Consider the following 25883-nt stretch of genomic DNA (forward strand, 5'->3'; position numbering starts at 1 on the left):
CCGACCATGCACCATCGACCCGAAGAGATCGCCGCCCGACTGCTCAAGGCGCCCTACGACCGGCTCGATGCGCGCGCGCAGAAGGTGGCACGCCACGTGGCCGAGCGCCAGCACATCGCCCGCAACCTCGCGCAGGAGGGCGACGAGCGGCGGCCCACCCGCGGCCAGCGTGCAGCCGACGCGGTGGCCCGGTTCGGCGGCTCGTGGACCTTCGTCGGCCTGTTCGGCGCGGCGATGCTCGTCTGGGTGGGGCTGAACGGCTGGCTGATGTCGCGGCACGGCGAGACCTTCGATCCCTACCCGTACATCCTGCTCAACCTGTTCCTGTCGATGCTCGCGGCGATCCAGGCGCCCATCATCCTGATGTCGCAGAACCGGCAGGCCGAGAAGGACCGGATCGGCGCCGAGCACGACTACGAGGTCAACCTGAAGGCCGAGCTGGAGATCATGCTGCTGCATGAGAAGCTGGACGAACTGCGTCAGGCGCAGTGGCAGGAGCTGCTCGCGTTGCAGCAGAGGCAACTGGGGCTGCTCTCCGATCTGATCGGCGAGCGGAAGAACGCGCCGCCGATGGGCTGAACGCCAGCCCGGCCGGCCGGGCTGGGCCTACATCAGCGCGGCGGCCCGCTCGGGCCCACCCCGTGCCACGGGGTCGAGCGCAGCGAGGGTGTGGCAGAAGGCGTAGCCGCTGCGTTCGCGCTTGGCGCGGTACATCGCGGCGTCGGCGCGCTTGAGCAGGGCCTGTGCGCTCTCGGCCGGTATCGGCCCGGTGGCGATGCCGATGCTGGGGCTGACCGTCAGTTGCAGCGTGTCGATGGACAAGGGCGCCGAGACCGCTTCGATCAACTTGCAGGCCAGGTGGCGCAGCTGTTCATGAGGGATCCCGCCCGTCAGCAGGCACGCGAACTCGTCGCCGCCGACGCGGCAGACGAGATCGCCCGCACGCGTCGCACGGCCCAGGCGAGCCGCCACGATGCGCAGCAACTCGTCGCCGGTGTCGTGGCCATGGTCGTCGTTGATGGCCTTGAAGCCATCCAGATCGATGTAGAGCACCGTCACGCTGCCTGGCACGGGCGGCAGCCGGGTCAGTGCCTTGGCCAGGTGATCGTGAAAGCAACGCTGGTTGGGCAGCTGGGTCAGGCTGTCGTGCAGGGCCAGGTGGTGCGCGTGGCGCGCGCTGGCCCGGGTGCCGGCGAGCTCGGCCCTGGCCTGGGCCAGCTCGCGCTGGGCGCTGCGCAATTCACCCTCGAGCCAGCCCAGGCGGTCGCGTTGGCGGCCCAGCATGGCCTGGAGCAGGTCGGGCGCCGTGGGCCAGTCGAGCACGACGGCTGTCGGCGATGGCGGGGTGGGCCCGGCCGGCGATGGCGATGTCGACTGGAGGTTCACGCTGTCGAGTTGCCGGCTGCGGCGGTCAGGCCGCTGGCTTTCAGAGGTCAGCATGCACGCTCCAGGGTTGACGACAATGAGATTTCAACGGCCGGCGCGCCGGTGCGCAACGAAGCCGATGACCGCCAGGCCGGCCAGCCACAGCGCGTAGGTTTGCGGCTCGGGGACGCTGGTCGTGGCCAGCCAGTCGTCGGTCCGGGCCTGCCAACTCAACTCGGTGCGCATGCCGTTGACGATCGAGCGGGTCTGCGTCGGACTGAGTTTGGTCGTTGCTGCGTCGTTGGCGTTGAGCGCGAACGCCGCGTACGGCGAACCGAGCGGGGTCTCGTCGGCGGTCGGGCCACCGGCCTCCCCGCTGACCAGGCTCGCGCCGCCGTCGGCCCCGGCGTGCGCCGGCGCCGGCGCGGCCAGCATGGCAAGCGCCGCCGGCGCGGCCACGAGCAACCAGTGCCAACGGCGGCGGGCGCGCGGAGTCGATCCGGGGGGCAGGGCGAACGGGAACGTGGACATCGGGAAACCTTCAGCGACCTGGGTAACGGGCGAGCCGGCGAGTCGGGCTGCCTAACGCCAATGGGTCATGGCGTCTTGTTCCCTTGTAGCGTGCCCTCGGCCGACCGTCGGTGCGGTAGCGCACCTATGGCACGACCCTCAGAGCCAGTACGCCCAGAGACCGCTGAACCACTCCAGCAGCCGCAGGGTCGGCGGCCGCGCGGCCCACTGGGCGAGCAGCACCTCATCGGACTCGGCCAGGTCGCGGTCGAACATGGCCTGCACCTGCTGGCCGAACTCGGTGCCCAGCACGACCGCGTCGAGCTCGTGGTTGTGCACGAAGCTGCGCCAGTCGAGGTTGGTCGAGCCCACCGTGGCCCACACGCCGTCGACCAGCGCGGTCTTGGCATGCAGGATGGCACCGCGGCGCTCGAAGATGCGCACGCCAGCCTCCAGCAGGCGGGCGTAGTGGGCTCGGCCGGCGTACAGGGTCAGCCACGAGTCGGTGTGGCCAGGCAGGATCAGGCGGACGGCGACACCGCGCCGCGCCGCGGCCACGAGCGAGGCGAGCAGCTGAGGATCCGGCACGAAATAGGCGTTGGTGAGCTGCACGCTGGTTTCGGCGTTGTCGATCGCAGACAACAGCGTCGAGTGGATCAGGCTCACGGGCTCGTCGGGCGAGCTGCCGATGGCGCGCACCACCTGCCGGCCGGCCACTTGCGGCGGCGGGAACCAGGCCCGCTCGGCCAGCGGCGGGCCATGCTGGGCGGTCCATGCCGCGAGGAACATCTTCTGCAGCTCGGCCACCACCGGGCCTTGCAGCTGCAGGTCGGTGTCGCGCCAGGTCGGCGCGGCGTCGGGCTGCGCGGCGCCTGGCTTGGGCCGGCGGCCGAACGAGCCGCCCGAATACACGCTGCTGATGTTGATGCCACCGAGGAAGGCGGTGTGCCCGTCGACGACCAGCAGCTTGCGGTGGTCGCGCTGGTTCAGCTCCCAGTCCTTGCGCGCGACCAGCGGGTTGAGCGGGTTGAACTCGAGCACCTGCACGCCGCTGTCGCTCAGGCGCTGGAAGAAGGCGGCCGGCGTGCCGAGGGTGCCCACGCTGTCGCGAATCAGGTGGACCTGGACACCCTCGCGCTGCTTGTCGATCAGCACTTGGGCGAAGCGCTGGCCGACCTCGTCGTCGTCGAGGATGTAGGTCTCCATGTTGATGTGGTCGTGCGCTGCCGCGATGGCGCCGAACATCGCCTGGTAGGTGGCGGGGCCGTCCTGCAGCAGCACGGCGTGGTTGCCCGTGGTCAGCGGGCTGCCGACGATGGCCTCTTCGATCGCGAGATGGCGGTCGAGCGCATCGGCGGCCGGGTTCTGGCGCCGCAGGCCGTCGAGCACGGCCCGGCTTTGGGCCAGCGTCAGCGGCCCGCGTGCGCCTTCCATGCGCAGCGCCTGGCCGCGCGGCAGGGCGAGGTCGGGCACCAGGGCGGGCACGACGCTGCAGCCAGCCGCCAGCGCCAGCCCGGCGCAGGCCAAGGCATACCGCGCCAGGGCGGTGGTCCACGCCGCCGTCATGGGCGCCACGGCGGACCCTCGCAGGCGGTCTGGGGCTTCAGATCTTGCCGAGCAGCAGCAGCACCAGCAGGATCACGACGATCACGCCGAGTGCGCCGCTCGGGCCGTAGCCCCACCCGGAACTGTGTGGCCAGGTGGGCATGACGCCGACCAGCATCAGGATCAGGACGATCAGCAGGATGGTGCCAAGGCTCATGATGTGCTCCTCGCGGGTTCAAGGTGGAGGTGGCCGGTGGTCGACATCCGTGCCGTGCGTGCGCCGGCCAGACGATCGGCCTCGTAACAGCTGCAGGCCACGGCTTCGAGCCCCGGCCGGTCCAGCACGCAGACGTCGCCGCGGTGGTAGGCGATCAGGCCGCTGCGCTGCAAGGTGCCGGCGGCCACCGTGATGCCGACGCGGCGCACCCCCAGCATGGCGGCCAGGACCTCGTGGGTGACGTGGAAGTGGTCGGCATGGGCGCGGTCCTGGCTCATCAGCAGCCAGCGCGCCAGTCGCGGGACGATCAGGTGGTAGCGCAGGCAGGTTGCCGCCACGGCGAGCTGGGTCAGGCGCATGTAGAGGTAGCGGCCCAGGCTGCGCTGCAGCGCTTCGCTGTGCGCGAGTTCGCGCAGGAAGTTGGCCGAGGCGATGCGCCAGGCGCTGCCCGGCCCCTGCACCAGCGCGCGCAGCGGGGCCGTGGCCACGCCCAGCACCAGCGGCGCGCCGAGCATGCCCTCGCGGCCGACCATGGCCACTTCGAGGCCGGGGTGGCCGTCGACCCGTGCCATCAGCGAGATGAACCCGTCGATCGGGAAGTAGGCGTGGTGGGTGGCCTGGCCGGCCTCGCACAGCACCTCGCCCATCACCAGCTGGACCGGCTCGCACAGGGCCAGCAGACGCTTGCGGTCCGTGGCGGGCAGTTGTGCGATCAGGTGGTTCTCGGCAGGGGACAAGCGGGCCTCGCGGGTGGGGCGCAGTGCGCAGCAAACTGGTCCGATCGGGGAAGGCGGACGGGCCGGCCCAGGGCCCCGGGGTCCCTGGGCCGGCCCGCGGGTTCCGCCAGGCCGATCGGTGCCGCCAGTCTGTTCTCCCGCCTGGCCCGCCGACTGTGCGCCAGCGCACATTGCGGCGTGAATTCAGATCGCCGGGCGGTCCGGCAGCAGGCGCGCGTATTCCTTGCGGACCACCTCGTAGCACTCGCAGGTGCGCGCCTCCAGGCCGGGGCGGTCGAGCACCGAGATGTGGCCGCGTGCATAGCGGATCAGGCCGAGCTTCTGCAGATTCAGTGCCGCCTCGGTGACCCCCTCGCGCCGCACGCCGAGCATGTTGGCGATCAGCTCCTGGGTCATGATCAGCTCGCTGCCCTGGAGCCGGTCCAGGCTGAGCAGCAGCCAGCGGCACAGCTGCTGGTCGAGCGAGTGGTGGCGGTTGCACACGGCCGTCTGCGCCATCTGCGTGATCAGCGCCTGGGTGTAGCGCAGCAGCAGGTGCATCACCGGCCCGGCGCGGTTGAACTCCTCCAGCATCGTGGCCGCCCGCAGGCGATAGCCCTGGCCGGCGCTTTGCACGACCGCCCGGCTGGGCGTCGACTCACCGCCCATGAACAGCGAAATGCCGACGATGCCTTCGTTGCCGGTCACCGCGATCTCGGCCGAGGCGCCGTCTTCCATCACGTACAGCAGCGAGACGATGGCCGTCGTGGGGAAGTACACATGGCTCAGGAGCCGGCCCGATTCGTACAGCACCTGCCCGAGCGGCATGTCGGTCCACTCGAGCTGCGGCAGCCAGCGCTGCCACTCGGCCTCGGGCAGCGCGGCGAGCAGGTGGTTCTGGCGGGGATGGGTCAGGGCGGTCATGCCACATGCGGTCTCGACTGGCCAGCGTACTCCATGTGTGCGGCAGCGAACAGACCCCGGTGTCGCTGGCGGCTAGCCTGGGGCCCAGCGTGAGTTGAAGAGCTTCACGCTGGTTTCCCTCCTCTGAAGAAAGCAACACACCATGAACACCCGCCATCTCCTCGCCGCCACGCTGACCGCGCTGACGCTCGCTGCCACCACCGGTTGCGCCGTCACGCGTGGCCAGGAATCGGTTGGCGCCTACGTCGACGACACGGCCATCACCACCGCGGTCAAGGCCCGCTTCGTCGACAACCGAGAGGTCGATGCCAGCAGCATCCGCGTCGAGACGCTCAACGGCGTCGTGATGCTGTCGGGCTTTGCCAAGAGCGAGAACGAGCGCTCGACCGCCGAGAGCATCGCACGCAAGGTGAACGGCGTGAAGTCCGTCAAGAACGAGATCGCCGTGCGCCCCTGAGCGACAGCGAGGCACGGGCGCGACTCAGGGTTTGCGCGCCAGCAGGTTGAACGAGAACACCTCGTCCAGCGCATCGTCCGGGCCGATGCCGCGGCCCTCGGCGTCGTCATAGACCTCGGCCGCAGCCGCGAAGCCGGCCGCGGCCAGGTCCGTGAGTTGGCGCGCCAGGCTCACGTAGTGGGTCAGCAGACGCCACTCGCCGGCGAAGAAGGGCGCCACCGCCCAGCCCTCGCCCTGCTCGGCCAGCGGCAACACCTGCCGGTAGTGCCGCCAGTGCGCCGGTACGCGGGCGTACCCGCGCAGGCCCTCCAGCGCGTAGCGCAACCAGCCCAGGGCGCGTTGCGGCCGGCGCGGCGCGGGCGGCCGCCACGGCCGGTAGCGCCGGGCCGGGCCATGGAGGTTGAGCGTCGAGAACCAGAAGACCCCGCCGGGCGCGAGCACCCGGAACACCTCGGCCAACACGCGCTGCCGGTCGGCGTGGCTGACCGAGTCGATGCCGTTGTAGCTGAAGGCGACGAGGGCGAAGCGGCCGGCAGCGAAGCCGCCCAGGCTGCGCGCATCGCCGAGCCGGATGTCGGCAAACGGGTGGCGCGCCCGGGCCGCATCGACCATGGTCGGCAGGTAGTCGATGCCCACGTAGTCGGCGCTCAGCGCGCGCAGCAGCGTGATCGTGCGGCCGGGGCCGACGCCGAGGTCGAGGATGGGGCGGCCGCGCATCTCGTCGGCAATGCGCCAGAAGGCGCTGCGCTCACCCTCGTCGGTGAAACCCTGGCGGCGCGCCATCCCATCCACCGACCACGGGTCGGCGTACCACGCCTGGTTGACCCGGTCCTGCTCGTTCGGGTTCATCCATCCACCTCTGGCGATGAATGTACGCCGCTGAGGCGGTTGTGGCGAACTGGTTGACACCTGAATGTTTCACAATTAAAGTAATTTCAGAGGTGGCCAGATGAAGATCGTTTGCATCGGCGGCGGCCCCGCCGGCCTGTATTTCGCGTTGCTGATGAAGCAGCAGAACCCCGCCCACGACATCACCGTCGTCGAGCGCAACCGCCCGTACGACACCTTCGGCTGGGGCGTGGTCTTCTCCGACGCGACGATGGAGCACATGCGCGAGTGGGACGTGGTCACGGCCGACGAGATCCAGCAGGCCTTCAACCACTGGGACGACATCGAGCTGCACTTCAAGGGCCGGGTGATCCGCTCCGGGGGCCACGGCTTCGTCGGCATCGGGCGCAAGAAGCTGCTCAACATCCTGCAGGCACGCTGCGAGGCGCTGGGCGTCAAGCTGGTGTTCGAGACCGAGCCCGACTCGGACGCCGACTACCCCGACGCCGACCTGGTCATCGCCAGCGACGGCATCAACTCCCGGGTGCGCACGAATCACGCGGCCGTCTTCAAGCCCGACATCGTCACCCGGCCCAACCGCTACATCTGGCTGGGCACCCAGCGCCTGTACGACGCCTTCACCTTCCTGTTCGAGAAGACCGAACACGGCTGGTTCCAGGCCCACATCTACAAGTTCGACGACACCACCTCGACCTTCATCGTCGAGTGCCCGGAGCACGTGTGGAAGGCGCACGGGCTGGACCAGGCCACGGCCGACGATTCGGTGGCCTTTTGCGAGAAGCTCTTTGCCGCCAACCTGCAGGGCGAGCGGCTGATGACCAACGCGCGCCACCTGCGCGGCTCGGCCTGGCTGAACTTCCAGCGCGTCACCTGCGAGCAGTGGTCGATGTTCAACGGCCGCAGCCACGTCGTGCTGATGGGCGACGCGGTGCACACGGCGCACTTCGCGATCGGCTCGGGCACCAAGCTCGCGCTGGAAGACGCGATCGAGCTGACGAAACAGTTCCGCGACCACGGCGACGCCCCCGAGCACATCGCCGAGGTGCTGCGCAACTACCAGGCCGAGCGCCGCATCGACGTGCTGCGGCTGCAGAACGCGGCCTGGAACGCGATGGAATGGTTCGAGGTCTGCGGCGAGCGCTACTGCGACCAGCTCGAGCCCGAGCAGTTCATGTACTCGATGCTCACGCGCAGCCAGCGCATCAGCCACGAGAACCTGCGCCTGCGCGACAAGGCCTGGCTGGAAGGCTACGAGCGCTGGATCGCCCGGCGCGCCGGCCTGCCCGAGCCGGCGGATCACCACGCCGTGCCGCCGATGTTCACGCCCTACACCGTGCGCGGGCTGACGCTGAAGAACCGCGTCGTCGTCTCGCCGATGGCGCAGTACTCGGCGGTCGACGGCATCCCCGGCGACTACCACCTCGTGCACCTGGGCGCGCGCGCGCTCGGGGGCGCCGGACTGGTCTTCGCCGAGATGACCTGCCCCAGTCCCGAGGCCCGCATCACCCCGGGCTGCCCGGGCCTGTGGAACGACGCGCAGCGCGACGCCTGGAAGCGCATCGTCGACTTCGTGCACGGCCATTCCGACGCGAAGATCGCGATGCAGCTCGGCCACTCGGGCCCCAAGGGCTCGACCAACGAGCCCTGGGTCGGGGCGGGGGCCGACAAGCCCTTGGCACCCATCGATGGCCAGGACCGCAACTGGCCGGTCGTCTCGGCTTCGGCGCAGCCCTACGAGCCCGGCGTGACCGCGACACCGCATGCCTTGACGCGCGACGAGATGGAGCGCATCCGCGATGAGTTCGTCGCCGCGTCGCGCCGCGCCGACGCGGCCGGCTTCGACTGGCTGGAGCTGCACTGCGCGCACGGCTACCTGCTGTCGGCCTTCATCTCGCCGCTGACCAACCACCGCACGGACGAGTTCGGCGGCGCGCTCGCCAACCGGCTGCGCTACCCGCTCGAGGTCTTCGCCGCGATGCGTGCCGCGTGGCCCGCGCACAAGCCGATGTCGGTGCGCATCTCGGCACACGACTGGGTCGAAGGCGGCATCACGCCGGCCGACGCGGTCGAGATCGCGCAGGCCTTCAAGGCGGCCGGCGCCGACCTGATCGACTGCTCGTCGGGCCAGGTCAGCCCCGAGCAGAAGCCGGTCTACGGCCGCATGTACCAGACGCCCTTTGCCGACCGCGTGCGCAACGAGGCGGGCATCGCGACGATCGCCGTCGGCGCGATCAGCGAGGCCGACCACGTCAACTCGATCATTGCCGCCGGCCGGGCCGACCTGTGCGCAGTGGCGCGCCCGCACCTGGCCAACCCGGCCTGGACGCTGCAGGAGGCCGCGAAGATCGGCTACACCGCGCTCGACTGGCCGGTGCAGTACCGGGCTGGGAAGGGCCAGATGGAAACGCTGATCCAGCGCGAGCGGGCCTTGGCCGCTGCCGGCACATGACCCGCCATGCCTTGATCACCGGCGCCAGCCGCGGCATCGGGGCGGCGATCGCCCGCGGTCTGGCCGACGACGGCTGGCGCCTGACGCTGACCGGCCGCGAGGCACCGACCGTGCTCGCCGCCGAGCTCGACGCCTTCGCCGTGGCGATGGACCAGGCCGAGCCCGACTCGGTGGCCGCGGCCTTCGCTGCCGCGCGCGCCGCGCAGGGGCCGTTGACGGCGCTGGTCAACAACGCGGGTGCGGTCGAGACCGCGCCGTTCGCCAGGACCACGCCGGAGCTCTGGCAGCGCATGCTGGCCGTCAACCTGACCGGGCCCTACCTGTGCTGCCAGGCCGCGCTGGCCGACATCCGCGCGTCCGGTGCCAGCGGACAGGGTGGCCGTATCGTCAACATCGCCAGCACCGCGGCGCTCAAGGGCTATGCCTACGTCTCGGCGTACGTTGCCGCCAAGCACGGCGTGCTCGGCCTGACGCGCGCGCTCGCGCTCGAGCTGGCCAGGGACGGCGCCACCGTCAATGCCGTCTGCCCTGGCTACACCGAGACCGACATCGTGCGCGACGGCATCGCCAAGGTGGTCGCCAAGACCGGCCGCAGCGAGGCCGAGGCGCGTGCCGGCTTCACCCAGGGCAACCCGCAGGGCCGGCTGGTGCAGCCCGACGAGGTGGCGGCCGCGGTGCGCTGGTTATGCTCGGCCGGGGCCGGCGCGGTGAACGGCCAGGCGATCGCCGTCTGCGGCGGGGAGACGATGTGAAGAAAGCGACGCTGAAGGCAGTGCGCCTGCTCGACGACGACCAGATCGGCATCGAGGCGCGCGCCGGCGACGCCGACCACCAGGCACTGAAGGTCTGGTTGCGGCTGCTGGCCTGCACGACCCAGATCGAAACCGAGATCCGCCGCCGGCTGCGCAAGGAATTCGGCATCACGCTGGCCCGCTTCGACTACCTCGCCCAGCTGCATCGCCACCCCGATGGCCTGCGCATGAGCGCCTTGTCGCGCTACCTGATGGTCACCGGCGGCAACGTCACCGCGCTCACCGACGACCTCGAGGCCGAGGGCCTGGTCGTGCGCGAGACCGATGCCGAGGACCGCCGCTCGTTCAAGGTCGCGCTCACGGCGGCCGGGCGCAAGGCCTTCGAGAAGGTCGCCCAGGTGCACGAGGGCTGGGTCGTCGAGCTGCTGGCCGGGCTCGGCATCGAGCAGAAGCTCGAGTTGCACGACCTGCTGGGGCGCCTGCGGGTGCACCTGTCGCAATCCCAGGAGAACCAAGCATGAGCATCAACGAACCCGACCGCGTCGACCCGGCCCTGGCCGCCGGCAACCGCGTGTCGCTCGCCGGCTACGCCGCCCGCCATTTCGGCTGGCAGGCGAGCGAAGGCGTGGCGACCATCACGCTGAACCGCCCCGAGCGCAAGAACCCGCTGACCTTCGAGTCCTACGCCGAGCTGCGTGACCTGTTCGGCCAGCTGCGTTTCGCGACCGACGTGCACGTGGTGGTGCTGCAGGGCGCCGGTGACAACTTCTGCTCCGGCGGCGACGTGCACGAGATCATCGGCCCGCTGATCCGGCTGAAGGCGCCCGAGCTGCTGATGTTCACCCGCATGACCGGCGATCTGGTCAAGGCCATGCGCGCCTGCCCGCAGCCCATCGTCGCGTCGATCGACGGCGTCTGCGCCGGCGCCGGCGCGATCCTCGCGATGGCCTCGGACCTGCGCCTGGGCACGACGCGCTCGAAGACGGCCTTCCTCTTCAACCGCGTCGGCCTGGCCGGCTGCGACATGGGCGCCTGCGCGATGCTGCCGCGCATCGTCGGCCAGGGGCGCGCTGCCGAGCTGCTCTACACCGGCCGCGCGCTCGGCGGCGAAGAGGCGGAGCGCTGGGGCTTCTTCAACCGGCTGGTGGCGCCCGAGGCGCTGGCCGGCGAGGCGCAGGCGCTCGCCGCGCAACTCGCCGCCGGGCCCACCTTCGCCAACGGCATCACCAAGACCATGCTGCACCAGGAGTGGAGCATGTCGATCGACCAGGCCATCGAGGCCGAGGCGCAGGCGCAGGCGCTGTGCATGCTGACCGAGGATTTCGGCCGCGCCTACCGGGCCTTTGTCGCGAAGCAGAAGCCCGTTTTCGAGGGCAACTGACACCATGGCGACCGACCGCACCGACTGGCCCTTCTTCGAGGCGCGGCATCGCAGCTTCGCCGCCGAGCTCGACGCCTGGGCCGCGGCTCAGGTGCACGACGTGCACGGCGACCACGATCTCGACGCCACCTGCCGCCGCCTCGTCAGGCAGCTCGGCGAGGGCGGCTGGCTGAAGCACGCCGTGGCCGGCCGCGAGTTCGGCGGCGCAGCCGCGGCCATCGACACCCGCACGATCTGCCTGGCGCGCGAGACGCTGGCGCGCCACAGCGGGCTGGCCGACTTCGCATTCGCGATGCAGGGCCTCGGCTCCGGCGCGATCTCGCTGGCTGGCACGCCGGCGCAGAAGGCGCGCTGGCTGCCGAAGGTGGCCTCGGGCGAGGCGCTGGCGGCCTTCGCGCTCTCGGAGCCGGACGCTGGCTCCGACGTGGCCGCGATGCAGTGCGCGGCGCGCGTCGAGGGCGACTGGGCGGTGCTCGACGGCGAGAAGACCTGGATCTCCAACGGCGGCATCGCCGACGTCCATGTGGTCTTCTGCCGCAGCGGCGAGGCGCCGGGTGCGCGGGGCATTTCGGCCTTCGTCGTCGAGGCCGGCACGCCTGGCTTCGAGATCGCCGAGCGCATCGAGGTGATCGCGCCGCACCCGCTGGCGCGGCTGCGCTTCACGAACTGCCGCGTGCCCCTGAGTCACCGCATCGGCGAAGGCGGCGAAGGCTTCAAGGTCGCGATGCGCACGCTCGACGTGTTTCGCACCAGCGTCGCGGCCGCCGCGCTCGGCTTCGGCCGCCGCGCGATGGACGAGGGCCTGGCACGGGCCCGCAGCCGGTCGATGTTCGGCCAGGTGTTGGGCGACTTCCAGCTCACCCAGGCCAAGCTCGCCGAGATGGCGACCACGCTGGACGCGGCGGCGCTGCTGGTCTACCGCGCCGCCTGGCAGCGCGACCAGGGCCAGGGCGTGACACGCGAGGCCGCGATGGCCAAGATGTTCGCCACCGAAGGCGCTCAACGAGTGATCGACGCCGCGGTGCAGCTCTGGGGCGGGCTGGGCGTCAAGAGCGGCGAGACCGTCGAGCGGCTGTACCGCGAGATCCGCGCGCTGCGCATCTACGAGGGCGCGACCGAGGTCCAGCAGCTCATCATCGGGCGCGACGTGCTGAAGAACGGCTGACCCGCAGGAGTTCAGCCGCCGCCGGGCCGCCCCAAGGCGGCGTAGGGGGCCAGAGCCTTCAGGCCGCCACGCCGACCAGCAGCTTCGCGGCGTAGCCGGCCTCGACCGAGCCCTTCATCTTCGCGATCTGGTAGCTCGCGCCGTCGCTGAAGATGCCGTCGTCGGCGATCTCGGGCACCGAGCGGTTCTGGCCGCGCGCGGCATACAGCGGCGAGGCGTAGACCGCCTTGGTCACCTCCTGCGGGAAGGCGATCTGCGAGGTGGCGGTGGCGTGGCGGCGGGTGTCGGCGTTCGGGTAGACCTGGAAGTGGACGTGCGTGATGCGGCCCGGGTACCAGCCGGGAAAGATGCCCGCGAAACGCACCAGGCCCCGGGCGTCGCTGAGCTGCACGCCGCGCAGGAAGGTCTGGCCGCGGGTGTCGTGGCCGGCCTGCCGGTAGCCCGAGTAGGCCCCGTCCTTGTCGCAATACCAGACGTAGACCGCGGCGTTGGCCAGCGGCGCGCAGGCCGCGTTCACGTTGACGAGCTTGAGCGCCAGCGCGAGCGGCACCCCCGGGCGATCCTCGGTGATGTCGCGCCGAACCATCGCCGCCATGTCGAGTGCCTCGAGCAGCGGAAACGGGCCGGCCGTCTCCTGCGGGATCAGCGCGCATTGCCGCGCGGCGGCGAAATCGAAGGCATCGAACTGCCCGGCCCACACGTCCTCGGCATCGGCCGGGCCGGCGAACGAGAACAGCGGCGCGGCCGACAAGGCACCAAACGCGCCCAGCGCCTCGCGGCGGCTGGGGGTGAAGGGCGGCTCACTCGGGTTCATGGCTTCCTCCTTCGACGGTGCCGGAGGCCGCAGTCTGCGGCCGCCACGTTGCTGCAACGTGAACGGCCTAACGCATTCAGTGAGGGTGATCGCGGGGGTGATCGTGCGCGTGGCCGTGGGCGTGTTCATGGGCGTGGTCATGCCCATGTCCATCCGCAGGTCGCTGCCCTCGGGCCGGTGCATGCAGCCGGCAGGCGTGCGTGGTGTCGCCGCGCTCGATCTGCAGCGTGCTGTGGTGGATCGCGAAGCGCCGCTCCAGTTCATCGGCGACCTCGTCGATGAAGGCGTCGCCGGGCAGGCCCTGCGGCACCACCAGATGCACCGTGAGGGCGGTCTCGGTGGTCGACACCGCCCAGATGTGCAGGTCGTGCACGTCGCTGACGCCCGGCAGCTTGCGCAGGTAGCCGCGCACGGCGGCCACGTCCACGTGGGGCGGCACGGCGGCCAGCGCGAGCCGGAGCGATTCGCGCAGCAGGCCCCAGGTGCTCGCCAGGATCACGACGACGATCACGACGCTGAGCAGCGGGTCGACCAGGTACCAGCCCGTCTCGCGCATCACCAGGCCGCCGAGGACGACGCCGAGCGACACCGCCGCGTCGGCCACGAGGTGCAGGAAGGCGCCCCGCACATTCATGTCGTGCTGGCTGCCCGAGGCGAAGAGCCAGGCCGAGGCGCCGTTGACGACGATGCCGACCGCGGCCACCGCCATCACCAGCCCGCTGGCGACCACCGGCGGCTCGGCGAAGCGGCGCAGCGCCTCCCAGCCGATGCCGCCGCAAGCCACCAGCAGCAGCGTCGCATTGGCCAGCGCGGCCAGGATCGAGCTGCCGCGCAGCCCGAAGGTGAAGCGCTCGTTCGGCGCGCGCCGCGACAGCATCGCCGCGCCCCAGGCCAGCGCCAGGCCCAGCACGTCCGACAGGTTGTGGCCGGCGTCGGCCATCAGAGCCGTCGAGTTGGCGACCAGGCCGCAGGCGAACTCGACGCCGACGAAAGCCGCGTTCAGCCCGATCGCGATCGCAAAGGCGCGGCCGGCCTGCTTCGGGTCGCCATGGGCGTGCCCGTGGTGGTGGTCGCCGTGGGCGTGGTCGTGGGCGTGCGACGAAACCATGGGCGAAGTGTCCCATGGTGGGCAGGGTGATGTCCGCTTGCGGCGAGCGGGTATCGCGGGCCTGGTGCAGCATCGCGGCTCGATCCACACACCCAAGGAGACCTGCATGAGCTCATCCGTGGCCGACAAGGCCGCTGCCTTCGCCGCGCTGCACCGGCGCCCCGGCGTGTTCGTGATGCCCAACCCGTGGGATGCCGGCTCGGCCCGCCTGCTGGCCGGTGTCGGATTCGAGGCGCTGGCGACCTCGAGCGCCGCGTCCGCGATGGCGCTGGGGCGCACCGACTACCAGCTCACACGTGACGAGGCGCTGGCCCATGCCCGCAGCCTCGCCGCCGCCGTCGACCTGCCGGTGTCGGCCGACCTGGAGAACGGTTTCGGCCACCCGCCCGAGGCGGTGGCCGAGACGATCCGCCTCGCGGCCGAGGCCGGTCTGGCCGGCGGCTCGATCGAGGATGCGAGCCAGGAGACCGAGCGACCGATCTACGACTTCGGCCAGGCGGTCGAGCGGGTCGGCGCGGCGGTCGAGGCGGCACGCGCGCTCGGCCGGCCGTTCACGCTGACGGCCCGCTGCGAGAACTTCCTGCACGGCCGCAGCGACCTGGACGACACGATCCGCCGCCTGCAGACCTACGAGGCCGCCGGGGCCGATGTGCTGTTCGCGCCCGGCCTGCCCAGCCTGGAGGCGGTGGCGGCGGTGTGCAGCGCGCTGACGAAGCCGTTCAGCTTCATGGTCGGCATCCCGGGCAAGTCGTTCAGCGTGGCCGAGCTCGAAGCGGCGGGCGTCAAGCGCATCAGCCTCGCGACCTCGCTGTACCGCGTGGCGATGAAGGCGGCGAAGGCCGCGGCCGAAGAGATCCGGCGCGACGGGACCTTCAGCTTCCTCGGGCCGCGGTAATGGCCGTGGCCGGGGCACCGGCCGCGCGCGCGGGCAGCCCCGCCTGCGCGCGCCGGCGCCAGGCCTGCTGAACCCGCCAGCCGAGCAGCACGGCGAGGATCGACCCGTAGACGGCAACCTCGCCGTACAGGTGCTTGCCCGAGCGCATCCAGAAGAAGTGCAGGATGGCCAGCCCCGCGATCGCGTAGACCGCCTTGTGCAGCGCCTGCCAGCGCTTCGCGCCCAGCGCCTTCACCGCGCGGTTGAACGAGGTTGCGGCCAGCGGCAGCAGCAGCAGCCAGGCCAGTGTGCCGACGAGGATGAACGGGCGCTTGGCGACATCCTTCAGCAGCGCATCGAGCTCGAAGCCCTGGTCGAGCCAGCCGTAGGCCAGCCAGTGCAGCGTGGCGTAGCAGAAGGTCGCGACGCCGATCGCGCGCCGGTGGCGCAGCAGCTGGTGCCAGCCGGTCCACTGGCGCAGCGGCGTGATGGCGAGCGTCAGCACCAGGCCGCGCAGCGTCCAGTCGCCCAGCGAGCGGATCAGCGCTTCGGCCGGGTTGGCGCCGAGCTGGTCGGCCACGGCGCGCCAGACCAGCCAGGCCAGCGGCAGGGCCAGCAGCGTCCAGACGAGGGGCTTGGCAGCCGGGTGGGCGAGCAGACGGTTCATCGTCAGTAGAACTTCTTCAGGTCCATGCCCGCGTACAGCTGGCCGACCTGGGGCTCGTAGCCGTTGAACATCAGCGTGGGCCGGCGCTTGGTGAACAGGCCCCCAAGCCCGCCGCCTTCGCCGATGCGGCGCTCGCTCGCCTGGCTCCAGCGCGGGTGGTCGACCTGCGGGTTCACGTTTGAGTAGAAGCCGTATTCCTGCGGCGCCGCACGCTCCCAGCTGCTGACCGGCTGCTTCTCGACGAAGCGGATCTTCACGATCGACTTCGCGCTCTTGAAGCCGTACTTCCACGGCAGGATGACACGCACGGGGGCGCCGTTCTGGTTCGGCAGCACCTGGCCATACAGGCCGAAGGCCAGCAGCGCGAGCGGGTGCATCGCCTCGTCCAGCCGCAGGCCCTCGGTGTAGGGCCAGTCGAGCACCGACGAGCGCAGGCCGGGCATCTGGGCCTTGTCGGCCAGGGTCGTGAACTCGACGAACTTCGCGTTGCCGGTGGGCTCGACCTTTCTGATCAGCTCGGCCAGCGAATAGCCCACCCAGGGGACCACCATCGACCAGCCCTCGACGCAGCGCAGGCGGTAGATGCGCTCTTCCATGGGGCTGAGCTTCAGCAGCTCATCGAGGTCGTAGACCTTGGGCCGCTTGACCTCGCCTTCGACGCTGACCGTCCACGGCCGGGGCTTCAGCGTGTGCGCGGTGCGCGCCGGGTCGGCCTTGTCGGTGCCGAACTCGTAGTAGTTGTTGTAGCTCGTGACGTCGTCGTAGGGCGTCGCCTTGTCCATCACCAGGCCACCGGCCACGGCGCTGCGCGCGCCGGGCAGGGCGGCGAGCTTGCCGGGGGCGCCACCTTGGGCGAAGGCCTCGCGTGCGGCCCAGGGGGCGAGACCCGCCCCCGCCAGGCCCAGCGCGGCGCGCTGCAGCCATTCACGGCGCGCGTGGTAGACGGCAGCGGGGGTGATCTCCGACGGGGTGCGGTGGTCGAAACCGCGGTCCTTCAGCTGGTGCATGGGGTCTCTCGGGTGGGCGGCAGGCTTCCCTAGGTCGGGCCAGGCCGGTGAGACCTTACGCCGGGCCGGCGGGTTCCGCCGCAGGCCCGCAGGGGGGCTTGTTCACAAGGTGCCGTAGGAGTGCAGCCCCGACAGGAACATGTTCACGCCGAGGAAGGCGAAGGTCGTGATGATCAGGCCGCCGAGCGACCACCAGGCCGCCGCCGTGCCGCGCAGGCCCTTCATCAGCCGCATGTGCAGCCAGGCCGCGTAGTTGAGCCAGACGATCAGGGCCCAGGTCTCCTTCGGGTCCCAGCTCCAATAGCCGCCCCAGGCCTCGGCGGCCCAGAAGGCGCCCAGCACGGTGGCGATCGTGAAGAAGGCGAAGCCGACGGCGATGGCCTTGTACATCAGGTCGTCCATCAGCTCGAGCGATGGCGTGCGGGTGTTGATCGGCCCGCGCAGCAGGATCATCAGCGCGAAGAAGGCACCGGTGCCGCCGATCATGCGCGCGCCCTTGACCAGGGCCGCCTGCATCGCCTCGTCCGGCCCGCCGACGAGCGCGTACAGCCCCATCAGCACGAGCACGCCGCCCGGCAGGGCGACCAGGCCGATCCACAGCGAACGTGAGCTCGCGGTCTTCAGCAGGCAGGCCAGCGACACCATGGCCGCCAGCGCGAAGGTGCCGTAGCCGATGAAGTTGGCCGGCACGTGCAGCTTCATCCACCAGCTCTGCAGGGCCGGCACCAGCGGCTGGATCTCCTGCGCCTCGCGCTCGACCGTGTACCAGAGCAGGAAGCCGACCGCCGCCGAGACCACCAGCATCACGAAGGGCCCGAGCGCGCGGGTCTTGTAGTGGGCCTCGTAGTACAGGTAGAACAGCGTGGTCAGCCAGCTGAACAGCACGAAGACCTCGTACAGGTTGCTGACCGGGATGTGGCCGATCATCGGCCCGATCTGGTGGCTTTCGTACCAGCGCACCATCGTGCCGGTGAGCGCCATGAACACGGCCGCCCAGGCCAGCAGCGAGCCGATGCGCAGGCCGGCGGCGTCGTTGCCCGCCTTCGAGAAGAAGCCGAACCAGTAGAACAGCGTGCTCATGAAGAACAGCACCCCCATCCACAGGATCGCGCTCTGGCTGGACAACAGGTACTTCAGCAGGAAGACCTGGCTGCCCACCGCCAGGTCGGCGCCGAAGCTGTCGGTGTGGCCGGCATACAGGTTGATGGCCACGAGGCTGGCCGCGCCGACGCCCAGCGCCAGCCCGCGCAAGGGGCCCCAGAACCAGCCGAGCGCGATCAGCGCCGGAATCGCGCCGACGAGGATGCCTTTTTCGTACCCATCCATCGCGGCGCCGTAGCGCCGGAAGGCATAGGCCGCGCCGCCGACGACGAGCGCGGCGAACAGCCAGTCGAGCGGCGCGCGGCGCCCGATCAGGCCGGGGCGGCCGAGGTCGAGTGTGGTGGTGGTCGTGTTCATGGAGCGGAGCCTCCGGCCAGCAGTTGGCGGCGCAAGGTGTCGAACTCGGCGTCGATGTCGAGCGTACGGCGCGGGGTCGACATCGCGAGCTGCAGGGTCGTCGTGCCGGCGGCCTCGCCATCGGACAGCCAGACCCACAGCCGCCGCTCGCGCACGTAGAGCATCGCGAACACGCCGAGGATCAGCAGCACTGCGCCGATGTAGACGAGCGTCTTGCCCGGCGCGCGCGCGACCTGGAAGACGCTGGCCTGCACGGGGGTGAAGTCGGCCAGCTCGAGCAGCACAGGGGCAGGGTAGAAGAAGCTGTCGGACAAGGAAAGCACGGCCTGGGTCATGAAGGCCTCGGTACCCGGGCCCGGTTCGAGTGGTTTCAGGCCGGCTTGTTCCCGCGCGAGCTGGTTCAGGTCGAACAGCGCGCCATTCAGGATGCGCAGCATGACGTCGGCGATGCGCGAGCGCTCGGCCTCGGGCACGCTGGTCTCGATGAACTGGCTGAGGGCGTTCAGGCCGCCGGTCGGGGCCGCGCCGGCGGGGGCCTCCAGGCCGGCGAACAGGGCCAGCGCGCGGCTGGCAGTGATGCGCAGCTGCTCGCCCATCTCGGGCCGGCCGTCGGGCGTGGCCTGGGCGGCATAACGTTTGGCGGCTTCCGCGCGCAGGGTCGGGTCGTTCAGCGCCGTGCGCAGGCGCATCCAGCCTTCGAGGCTGCGGTTCTCGTCGGCCGGGATCCGCAGGTAGCGGAAGCTGTCGGCCGTGGCCTCGCGCACACCGGCGAGGAACACCTGCCGGCCGTCGAGCTCGACCGGCAGCATGTAGTTGTGGAACTCGCGCGCCTGGCCCGCGGCATCGCGCAGCAGGTAGGTGACGGCCGGGCCGATGTTGCGCAACGTCTTGGTCTTGTCCGGGTTGACGCCGGCGCCCAGGTGCTTGTCCAGCGCGCCGACGAGGTCGACCTTGCGCACGTCGGTGGATTTGGCGCCGGCATCGGCCAGGTTCTCGACGTTGATGACCTTCAGCCCGGTGACCTCGAGCTGCAGCTGGCCCTGGCCATCGTTGCTGACCAGCGGCGTGCTGCCGCCGACGCGGAGGTTGACGTCGAAGGGGCGGCCGCCGCGCGTCAGCGGCAGGGCCCGCAGTTGCACCTGCGAGCCGCCGTCCTCGAAGCTGCTCTGGTAGATCGCCACGCCGCTGTGGAAGACCGGCTCGTTGACCTTGACGGTGGCCGGCGTGGCCTGGCCCGTCTCGTGGTCGTGGATCACGATGTCGCTGGCGAACAGGCGCGGCATGCCGGTGTCGTAGTACTCGACGATGAACTTCTTCAGTTCGATGTCGAATGGCAGCTCCTGCAGCACGATGCCCTGTGGCATCGACAAGGTGGCCACGCCCGCCCGCCCGCCTTCGGGCACCAGCAGGTTGCCGCGGAACGTGGGGTTGCCGACCGGCAGCCGGTGCTCGGCCGGCACGTCCTTGATGAACTGGAAGCCGCCGTCGAAGCTGGTCTTGGCCCTCAGCAGCATCTGGGCGCGCACGATCAGGTCGCCATCGGCCAGGCCGCCCAGGCACACGAGCACGATGGCCGAGTGCGCGGCGAGGTAGCCCAGCTTGTTCGCGCGGCCGGCGCGGGCCGCGACCATCGTGCCGCCATCGCGCACCTGCGCACGGGCCTGCCAGCCGTGTCGGCCGAGCACCGCGGCCACCTGCGCCAGCGCCGCCTCGCGGCCGAGCGGCAAGGTCCCCGCGCCCTTGTGGTGGAAGGCGGCCAGCGACTGCTCGCGCACGTGCTCCTTGAAGCTGCGCAGGTCGGCGACGATCTTGGGCGCGTTGCGCGCGATGCACAGGCTGGTCGAGACGACGAGGAAGCCCAGGATCGCGAGGAACCAGGTCGCCGAATAGACCGTGAAGAGCTGGAAGCGCGTGAACACCTCGGCCCAGAACGGCCCGAACTTGTTGACGTAGTTGTTGAACGGCTCGTTCTGCTGAACGACGGTGCCGATCACCGAGGCGATGCAGATCACCGCAAGCAGCGTGATCGCGAAGCGCATCGACGACAGCAGCTCGAAGGCCTCGCGCGCGCGGCTGGGCGCCGCCGGGCGCGGCGGCGGAGTGTCGGCAAGGTCCGGCGCGCCGGTCAGCTCGGTCATGGGCGGATTATCCGAAGGGGACGCAGACCCGCGCTTGCGAAAACGAAAAGGCCGGTCAAGTGACCGGCCAAATCAAGTGGCGTGCGCGGATCCGGCTTTGCCGGTCCGCTGCGCGAGCCCCCTCGGGGGGCAGCGACCGGAAGGGAGCGTGGGGGCCTACCTCAATCCGGCAATGTAGTCGGACACGGCGGCGATCTCGTCGTTGTTCATGCGGGCCGCGATCGCCTGCATCGGCACGCTGTTCGTGCGCTTGTGGTCGCGGAAGGCCTGCATCTGCGCGCTGACGTAGTCGGCGTGCTGGCCGCCGATGCGCGGGTACTGGGCCGGGATGCCGGCGCCGGTCGGGCTGTGGCAGCCGGCGCAGGCGGGCACCTGCTTGTCGGCGATGCCGGCGCGGTAGATCTTTTCGCCCAGCGCGACCGTTTCCTTGCTCTTCGCGAAGCCCGGCTTGGCCTGCTTGCTGGCGTAGAACGCGGCGACGTTCCTGATGTCCTCGTCGCTCAGCGGCGCGGCCATGCCTTGCATGATCGGGTTGGTGCGCTTGCCGGCCTTGAACTCGGTCAGCTGCTTGGCGAGGTACTCGGGGTGCTGGCCCTGCAGGATCGGGTTGGCCGGCAGGCCGCGCGAGCCATCGGCCGTGTGGCAGGCGCCGCACACGTTGGTCGACATCGCCTGCCCCTTCGCGAGGTCGGCCTTCGGCGCGGCCGCCGGCTCGTTGGCCCAAACGCTTGACGTCATGGGCGCTGCCAGCGTGGCAACGAGGACGGCGGTGATCGAGAAGGCGGCAGGGGTCTTCATCTCGGCGGACCTTGGGGTTGTTCGAACAAAACCCGCGGATTTTACAATGGTCCATGACCACCCCGACCCGCGACCCGGCCCCCCACCCGTCACGCCCGGCCGGCGGCCCCTCCGTCGAGACCCGTGCCGCACTGGCCTGGGCCCACGGGGCCCGCTTCCTGACCACCGCCACCCAGCTCGATCAACTGCCGCCGGGCGACCTGCCCGAATTCGCGTTCGTCGGCCGCAGCAACGCCGGCAAATCCACCGCGATCAACGCGCTGGCACAGCGCCGCCAGCTTGCCTTCGCGTCGAAGACGCCGGGCCGCACGCAGCACATCAACCTGTTCGCGCTCGGGCCGAAAGACGAGCCCGATGCCTATCTGGCCGACCTGCCGGGCTATGGCTACGCCACCGTCGAGCGCACCGCGAAACTGCGCTGGCAGCAGGTGATGGCCGACTACCTGAAGATCCGCCGCAACCTGGCGGGTGTGGTGCTGCTGGTCGACAGCCGGCTGGGCTTCACGCCGCTGGATCGGCAACTGCTGGAGTTCGTCGCGCCGCGCGTCACCACCGGCGAGGTCAAGCTGCTGGTGCTGCTGACCAAGGCCGACAAGCTCTCGAAGCGCGAGCAGGCGGCAGCGCTGCAAGGCGCGCAGGACAGCCTGGCCGACCTGGCCACCGAAGCGGCCGATGTGGGGATCCTGCTGTTCTCCGCCCCGAAACGTCAGGGACTGGACGACCTGGCCGAAACAGTCCACTCCTGGATCCACCGCGCCTGATCGAAGCGCCAATGGAGCGCGCGCAGCGCCGCTCCCTCCAAGTGGCGTGCGCGGATCCGGCTTTGCCGGTCCGCTGCGCGAGCCCCCCCGGGGGGCAGCCCCCGGAAGGGGGCGTGGGGGCCGTCAGAACGGAATGTCGTCGTCCATCTCGCCGATGCCGGCGCTGGATTTCGGCGCCGGCCGGGGCGCCGGAGCGCGCGGGGCGGGGGCCGGGCGGCTCGAGCCGCCGCCGCCTTCGGTGTCGCGGCTGTAGCCCTCGTCGCCACCGCCGCCTTCGCGGCCGCCGAGCAGCTGCATCGAATCGGCGACGATTTCGGTGGTGTAGCGGTCGTTGCCGTCCTTGTCCTGCCACTTGCGGGTCTTCAGGCGGCCTTCGATGTAGACCGGGCGGCCCTTCTTCAGGTATTCACCGGCCACTTCGGCCTGGCGGTCGTACAGCACGACCGAGTGCCATTCGGTTTCTTCCTGGCGCTCGCCGGTGTCGCGGTTCTTCCAGTTGCGCGTGGTCGCCAGGCGCAGGTTGCACACCGCCGCCCCGCTCGGGGTGTAGCGCACCTCGGGGTCGCGCCCCAGGTTGCCGATGAGAATGACTTTGTTGATCGAGGCCATGCGGGCGCTCCTGGGAAGACGGGAGAGAAAGAAGAACGGAACCGGGAGCTGGGATTGTGCCGCATGGCGCGGCAGCAAAGGTCGGGGGAGGCCCCGTGGGGGCCTCCCCCTCATGGGGGCTTGCGAGCCGGAGCGCTGCCCCGCCTAGCGCCGCTTGAGCAAGGCTGCCTTGCGCGCGCTCGGGATGCCGCGCACGCCCTGAGGCAACCCTGGCTCGACCGACAGCAAGGTCACGCCCAGCGTGGCACCGGTGTCCGGGTCGGCGCCTTGCACCAGGCGCAGCGCACCAAGGTAGCGCACGCCGGCTTCGGCGCCGTGCCAACCGAGCTTGACCTTGGCCGAGTCGCCGGGCATCACCTGCGCCGGCAGGCCGCGCACATGCAGCGGCACGGTGCCGCTGCCCGGCGTCAGGATCCACGACGACAGCGTGAAGGCGGTGCTCACGCCATCGGCCGGCGCGAAGCCGTGCACGCAGGCCGTGTAGTCGCCGGCCGTGGGCGCCATCAGCGTGACCCGTTCCTCCGCGGTCGCGCCGGCGCTGGAGCCGACCAGGTTGTTCGCCGCGTCGTAGACGAACAGGTCGAGGTCGTCGGCGCCGTGGCCCGAGGTGTCGGCGTCATAGGTCGCGAAGCGGGCCGCCAGCGTGCCGGCTGGGGCGCTGAAGGCGAATTTCACCGTGCCGGCCGCGTCGGCGCGGCAGGCGGCGTCGCCGTCCCGGTTGGTGGCCTTGGTCACCACCGCATCGGTGCGGGTGGCCGCCAGCAGCCCGCCGGTCTGCGAGCTCAGATCGCCGGTGTAGCCGAACTGGTAGCGCACGTTCAGCGTGTCGGCGCTGTTGCTGCTCGCGAGGTTCGTCGGCCCGGTCAGGTAGGTGTAGCGCGCGACGATCGGGCTGCGCACCTGGTGGCTGCCGTCGCTCCAGACCAGCGCCCCCTGCCGCCATTCACCGAGCGGCGCGCCATTGGCGGTGAGCGTCACCTCGAAGCGGCCCTTCTGACCCTTGTCGAGGGTCAGGCTGGGCGGGTTCACCGTGGCGGTGAAGCCGTCCACACCGATGCTCGCGTTGTAGGTCGCCGTCGAGTTGCCAAGGTTGCGCACCGTGCGGCGGAAGGTGATCACGCCCGGCACGTCGGCGCTGAACGAGGCCAGGTTCAGGTCGCTGGCCGCGATCGAGCCGACCGATTCGCAGGTCGGCGAGTGCGGCGCCAACCAGCCGTCGCCGCACAGGAAGCGCCAGTAGTCGGTCGGATCGATCGGGTAGATCAGGCCTGAATCGAATGCCCCGTTCGGGTTCACCTGGCCCGCGCCGTAGCCGCGGAAGTCCGGGTCGTTGCTGCCGTCGGCCAGCTTGAGCGGGCCGGCGCTGGTCACCAGCGCCGAGCGGATCGACGCCGGGCCCCAGTAGTTCGGGTGCTTCTGCTTGAGCAGCGCCGCGATGCCGGCGATGTGCGGCGTGGCCATCGAGGTGCCGTCCAGGTAGTCGGCGACCGGGTCGGGAATGATCGAGCCGTCGATGATGCCGTCGTGGTAGGCCTGGTTCGGCTGCGTCACCGCGACGGCGGCCAGCACGGCGACGCCCGGCGCGGCGATGTCCGGCTTCATCACCGAGGCGGTCGCCATGTTGGGGCCGCGCGACGAGAACTCGGCCACGATCGGCGCGACCACGCCCGGTTCCTGTGCCGCGACGCCGAGCGCGCCCATGGGCTGGGAGCCGCCGGCGTAGGCGCGGATTGCGTCGCGGTCCTCGACCGGCAGGTGCACGGTGGGCACCCAGTGGGCGTCGTCGTTCAGCGTCGTCGCGCCGCCGCCGGGCAGGCTGGCGGGCGTGTTGGTCATGATCATGCCGACGCCACCGGCCTGCAGCACCGCCTGGCTCTTGTCGACGCGCGCGATGATGCCGCGGTCGCAGACGACGAGCTTGCCGGCCACCTTGTTGGGGTTCAGCGAGCCGATGTTGCACAGCCGCGCACTCTCGGCGGTACCGCCCTTGGCCACCGCGTCGGTCGACAGGATCATCGCGGTCATCGGCAGCCCCTTGGACTGCGAGGCACCGTGGTAGACGCTGCCGTCGCCGAGCGTGGCGTCGGCGGTGAGGAAGCGGTCGTGGGTCGACGCGGCCACGGTGGTCAGCCACGGGCTGTTGTGGGCGACTGCCGTGCCGGGGCCCGAGTTGCCTGCGGCGGCCGCGACGAACACACCGGCCGCCGAGGCATTCAGGAAGGCCAGCTCGACCGGGTCCAGCAGGTCGGTCTGCGAGCCGCTGATCGAGAAGTTTATGACGTCCACGCCGTCGGCCACCGCCTGGTCGATGGCCGCGACCGAATCGCCGGTCCAGCAATTGGTCTGGTACGACAGCGAGCTCTTGTCGAGCCAGGTCCAGCAGACCTTGTACATCGCCAGCCGCGCGCGCGGTGCCATGCCCGAGATGGGCCCGACGTTCTGCGTGTGCGAGATCGCGTCCGATCCCCAGTTGCCGCCCGCCGTCGACGCCGTGTGGCTGCCGTGGCCGGCCACGTCGCGCGGTGCGCCCGGGAACTCGTACCAGGCCACCGGCACGCCGCTGGACTTGAACGAGGCATCGAAGGCGCGTGCGCCGATGACCTTGTTGTTGCATCCGGTGGCGGGGTCGAAGCCCGGTGCGGCGACGCAGGCGCCACCCCAGCCGGCGGGCGGCGGGCCGTAGGCCAGCGTGCCGCCCGACTTGACCGGCTTGCCGTTCGCATCGACCTGGTCGTAGAAGGACGAGTTCTCGGGCTGGAAGCCGGTGTCGACCATGCCGATGACCACGTCCTCGCCCTTGACCAGCGTACCCTTGCGGTCGAGCGACCAGACGCCGCCGGGGATGTCCAGGCCGAGGAAGTGCGGCGTGTAGTTCGTGACCGGCTCGCGCGGGGTGTCCAGCGTCACCGAGACAACGCCGGGCGTGCGCGCCAGCTGCCTCGCCTGCGCTGCACTCAGCACGGCGGCGAAGCCGTTGAAGCTGTAGTGGTAGCTGTGCAGCACGCGCGTCGGGCTGCGCAGCCTGGCCAGCACGGCCTGCTGCTGTTTGTCCAGATGCGCCACATAGGCACGGACCTGCGGCGCGTTCGCGCGCAGCCGCTGCCCTTCGGCCACCTGGGTGGCCGCCAGCCCGGGCAGGCCGCCGCGGTAGGACGCGGCCGGCGGGTCGGCGAGCTGGACGATGTAGGAGCGGGCGGGTTGGCCGGCCGCGTGGGCGCTGCCGCCGGCCAGGGCGAGCAGGCAGGCCAGACCGATCGGGCCTCTCGTGAAAGCTGTAGCCATGTCGATTCCTCGTTGGTGATCAAAGACGAACAAGGCC

At 70.7% G+C, this 25883-nt stretch carries 24 protein-coding genes and 1 pseudogene; 9 read left to right on the plus strand and 16 right to left on the minus strand.

Translation table 11 applies throughout. From position 1 onward, the window contains the following. Positions 1 to 6: 6 nt before the first annotated feature. Positions 7 to 579, plus strand: coding sequence for a DUF1003 domain-containing protein (locus tag VJ693_RS04860; RefSeq protein WP_324152345.1), 573 nt, complete (start codon positions 7 to 9; stop codon positions 577 to 579). 27 nt (positions 580 to 606) lie between these two features. On the opposite strand, the gene VJ693_RS04865 is transcribed toward VJ693_RS04860, so the two are convergent. The 6 genes and pseudogenes from VJ693_RS04865 to VJ693_RS04890 form a co-directional block, all read right to left on the minus strand. Then, positions 607 to 1440, minus strand: coding sequence for a GGDEF domain-containing protein (locus VJ693_RS04865; protein WP_324152346.1), 834 nt, complete (start codon positions 1438 to 1440; stop codon positions 607 to 609). Between the two features lie 30 nt (positions 1441 to 1470). Continuing rightward, a pseudogene (locus VJ693_RS25700) lies at positions 1471 to 1560 on the minus strand (PEP-CTERM sorting domain-containing protein); the annotation flags it as partial. A 474-nt stretch (positions 1561 to 2034) separates the two neighbouring features. Then, positions 2035 to 3441 (minus strand): phospholipase D-like domain-containing protein, encoded by a 1407-nt coding sequence (locus VJ693_RS04875; protein ID WP_324152384.1) that lies wholly within the window; start codon positions 3439 to 3441, stop codon positions 2035 to 2037. A gap of 37 nt (positions 3442 to 3478) precedes the next feature. Continuing rightward, positions 3479 to 3637, minus strand: a complete 159-nt coding sequence (locus VJ693_RS04880) for a DUF3309 family protein (RefSeq protein WP_324152348.1) — start codon at positions 3635 to 3637, stop codon at positions 3479 to 3481. Next, the gene (locus VJ693_RS04885) at positions 3634 to 4374 is read right to left on the minus strand and encodes a Crp/Fnr family transcriptional regulator (protein WP_324152349.1); all 741 of its coding nucleotides are present in this window, start codon (positions 4372 to 4374) and stop codon (positions 3634 to 3636) included. Before VJ693_RS04885 ends, VJ693_RS04880 begins: the two co-directional genes overlap by 4 nt. A gap of 183 nt (positions 4375 to 4557) precedes the next feature. Continuing rightward, the gene (locus tag VJ693_RS04890; RefSeq protein WP_324152350.1) at positions 4558 to 5277 is read right to left on the minus strand and encodes a Crp/Fnr family transcriptional regulator; all 720 of its coding nucleotides are present in this window, start codon (positions 5275 to 5277) and stop codon (positions 4558 to 4560) included. A gap of 142 nt (positions 5278 to 5419) precedes the next feature. Here VJ693_RS04890 and VJ693_RS04895 point away from each other — a divergent pair, with 142 nt between their 5' ends. Further along, positions 5420 to 5734 (plus strand): BON domain-containing protein, encoded by a 315-nt coding sequence (locus tag VJ693_RS04895; protein WP_324152352.1) that lies wholly within the window; start codon positions 5420 to 5422, stop codon positions 5732 to 5734. 24 nt (positions 5735 to 5758) lie between these two features. On the opposite strand, the gene VJ693_RS04900 is transcribed toward VJ693_RS04895, so the two are convergent. Then, positions 5759 to 6583 carry a class I SAM-dependent methyltransferase gene (locus VJ693_RS04900; RefSeq protein WP_324152353.1) on the minus strand — a complete coding sequence of 275 codons (825 nt, stop codon included), beginning with the start codon at positions 6581 to 6583 and terminating at the stop codon, positions 5759 to 5761. A 100-nt stretch (positions 6584 to 6683) separates the two neighbouring features. On the opposite strand from VJ693_RS04900, the gene VJ693_RS04905 reads away from it, so the two are divergent. The 5 genes from VJ693_RS04905 to VJ693_RS04925 are packed head-to-tail and all read left to right on the plus strand — an operon-like array spanning position 6684 to position 12330. Continuing rightward, positions 6684 to 9032 carry a bifunctional salicylyl-CoA 5-hydroxylase/oxidoreductase gene (locus tag VJ693_RS04905; protein ID WP_324152354.1) on the plus strand — a complete coding sequence of 783 codons (2349 nt, stop codon included), beginning with the start codon at positions 6684 to 6686 and terminating at the stop codon, positions 9030 to 9032. After that, positions 9029 to 9784, plus strand: coding sequence for an SDR family NAD(P)-dependent oxidoreductase (locus tag VJ693_RS04910; RefSeq protein WP_324152356.1), 756 nt, complete (start codon positions 9029 to 9031; stop codon positions 9782 to 9784). The genes VJ693_RS04905 and VJ693_RS04910 overlap by 4 nt, the downstream gene beginning before the upstream one ends. Continuing rightward, positions 9781 to 10305, plus strand: a complete 525-nt coding sequence (locus VJ693_RS04915) for a MarR family transcriptional regulator (RefSeq protein WP_324152357.1) — start codon at positions 9781 to 9783, stop codon at positions 10303 to 10305. The genes VJ693_RS04910 and VJ693_RS04915 overlap by 4 nt, the downstream gene beginning before the upstream one ends. Further along, positions 10302 to 11165, plus strand: coding sequence for an enoyl-CoA hydratase family protein (locus VJ693_RS04920; protein ID WP_324152358.1), 864 nt, complete (start codon positions 10302 to 10304; stop codon positions 11163 to 11165). The genes VJ693_RS04915 and VJ693_RS04920 overlap by 4 nt, the downstream gene beginning before the upstream one ends. A gap of 4 nt (positions 11166 to 11169) precedes the next feature. Further along, complete coding sequence (locus tag VJ693_RS04925) at positions 11170 to 12330, plus strand: acyl-CoA dehydrogenase family protein (protein WP_324152359.1); 1161 nt, start codon at positions 11170 to 11172, stop codon at positions 12328 to 12330. Positions 12331 to 12388: 58 nt separating this feature from the next. Here VJ693_RS04925 and VJ693_RS04930 read toward each other — a convergent pair whose 3' ends face one another. After that, the gene (locus VJ693_RS04930; RefSeq protein ID WP_324152361.1) at positions 12389 to 13144 is read right to left on the minus strand and encodes a hypothetical protein; all 756 of its coding nucleotides are present in this window, start codon (positions 13142 to 13144) and stop codon (positions 12389 to 12391) included. Positions 13145 to 13220: 76 nt separating this feature from the next. After that, positions 13221 to 14252: a cation diffusion facilitator family transporter gene (locus VJ693_RS04935; protein WP_324152363.1), complete on the minus strand. Its 1032-nt coding sequence runs from the start codon at positions 14250 to 14252 to the stop codon at positions 13221 to 13223. Between the two features lie 106 nt (positions 14253 to 14358). Here VJ693_RS04935 and VJ693_RS04940 point away from each other — a divergent pair, with 106 nt between their 5' ends. Beyond that, positions 14359 to 15147 carry an isocitrate lyase/phosphoenolpyruvate mutase family protein gene (locus tag VJ693_RS04940; RefSeq protein ID WP_324152364.1) on the plus strand — a complete coding sequence of 263 codons (789 nt, stop codon included), beginning with the start codon at positions 14359 to 14361 and terminating at the stop codon, positions 15145 to 15147. Here the strand turns inward: VJ693_RS04940 and VJ693_RS04945 are convergent. The 5 genes from VJ693_RS04945 to VJ693_RS04965 form a co-directional block, all read right to left on the minus strand. Beyond that, a complete protein-coding gene (locus tag VJ693_RS04945) occupies positions 15125 to 15793 on the minus strand; it encodes a protein-methionine-sulfoxide reductase heme-binding subunit MsrQ (protein WP_324152365.1) in 669 nt (222 codons plus the stop codon). The two genes, VJ693_RS04940 and VJ693_RS04945, sit on opposite strands and share 23 nt — an antisense overlap. A 2-nt stretch (positions 15794 to 15795) precedes the next feature. Next, positions 15796 to 16800, minus strand: a complete 1005-nt coding sequence (gene msrP, locus VJ693_RS04950) for a protein-methionine-sulfoxide reductase catalytic subunit MsrP (RefSeq protein WP_324152367.1) — start codon at positions 16798 to 16800, stop codon at positions 15796 to 15798. A gap of 102 nt (positions 16801 to 16902) precedes the next feature. After that, a complete protein-coding gene (gene ccsB / locus VJ693_RS04955) occupies positions 16903 to 18258 on the minus strand; it encodes a c-type cytochrome biogenesis protein CcsB (protein WP_324152368.1) in 1356 nt (451 codons plus the stop codon). Beyond that, positions 18255 to 20396 carry a cytochrome c biogenesis protein ResB gene (locus tag VJ693_RS04960; protein ID WP_414652230.1) on the minus strand — a complete coding sequence of 714 codons (2142 nt, stop codon included), beginning with the start codon at positions 20394 to 20396 and terminating at the stop codon, positions 18255 to 18257. Before VJ693_RS04960 ends, ccsB begins: the two co-directional genes overlap by 4 nt. A 156-nt stretch (positions 20397 to 20552) precedes the next feature. Continuing rightward, positions 20553 to 21194, minus strand: coding sequence for a c-type cytochrome (locus tag VJ693_RS04965; protein ID WP_324152369.1), 642 nt, complete (start codon positions 21192 to 21194; stop codon positions 20553 to 20555). Between the two features lie 53 nt (positions 21195 to 21247). Between VJ693_RS04965 and yihA the strand changes: the two genes are divergently transcribed. Beyond that, positions 21248 to 21955 carry a ribosome biogenesis GTP-binding protein YihA/YsxC gene (gene yihA / locus VJ693_RS04970; RefSeq protein WP_324152370.1) on the plus strand — a complete coding sequence of 236 codons (708 nt, stop codon included), beginning with the start codon at positions 21248 to 21250 and terminating at the stop codon, positions 21953 to 21955. Between the two features lie 123 nt (positions 21956 to 22078). Here the strand turns inward: yihA and VJ693_RS04975 are convergent, their stop codons facing one another. Continuing rightward, the gene (locus VJ693_RS04975; protein ID WP_324152372.1) at positions 22079 to 22564 is read right to left on the minus strand and encodes a single-stranded DNA-binding protein; all 486 of its coding nucleotides are present in this window, start codon (positions 22562 to 22564) and stop codon (positions 22079 to 22081) included. A 144-nt stretch (positions 22565 to 22708) separates the two neighbouring features. Then, positions 22709 to 25846, minus strand: coding sequence for a S8 family serine peptidase (locus VJ693_RS04980; RefSeq protein ID WP_324152373.1), 3138 nt, complete (start codon positions 25844 to 25846; stop codon positions 22709 to 22711). Positions 25847 to 25883 lie beyond the last annotated feature (37 nt).

Source organism: Ideonella sp. (genome assembly GCF_035254525.1).
Taxonomy (GTDB): domain Bacteria; phylum Pseudomonadota; class Gammaproteobacteria; order Burkholderiales; family Burkholderiaceae_C; genus Ideonella.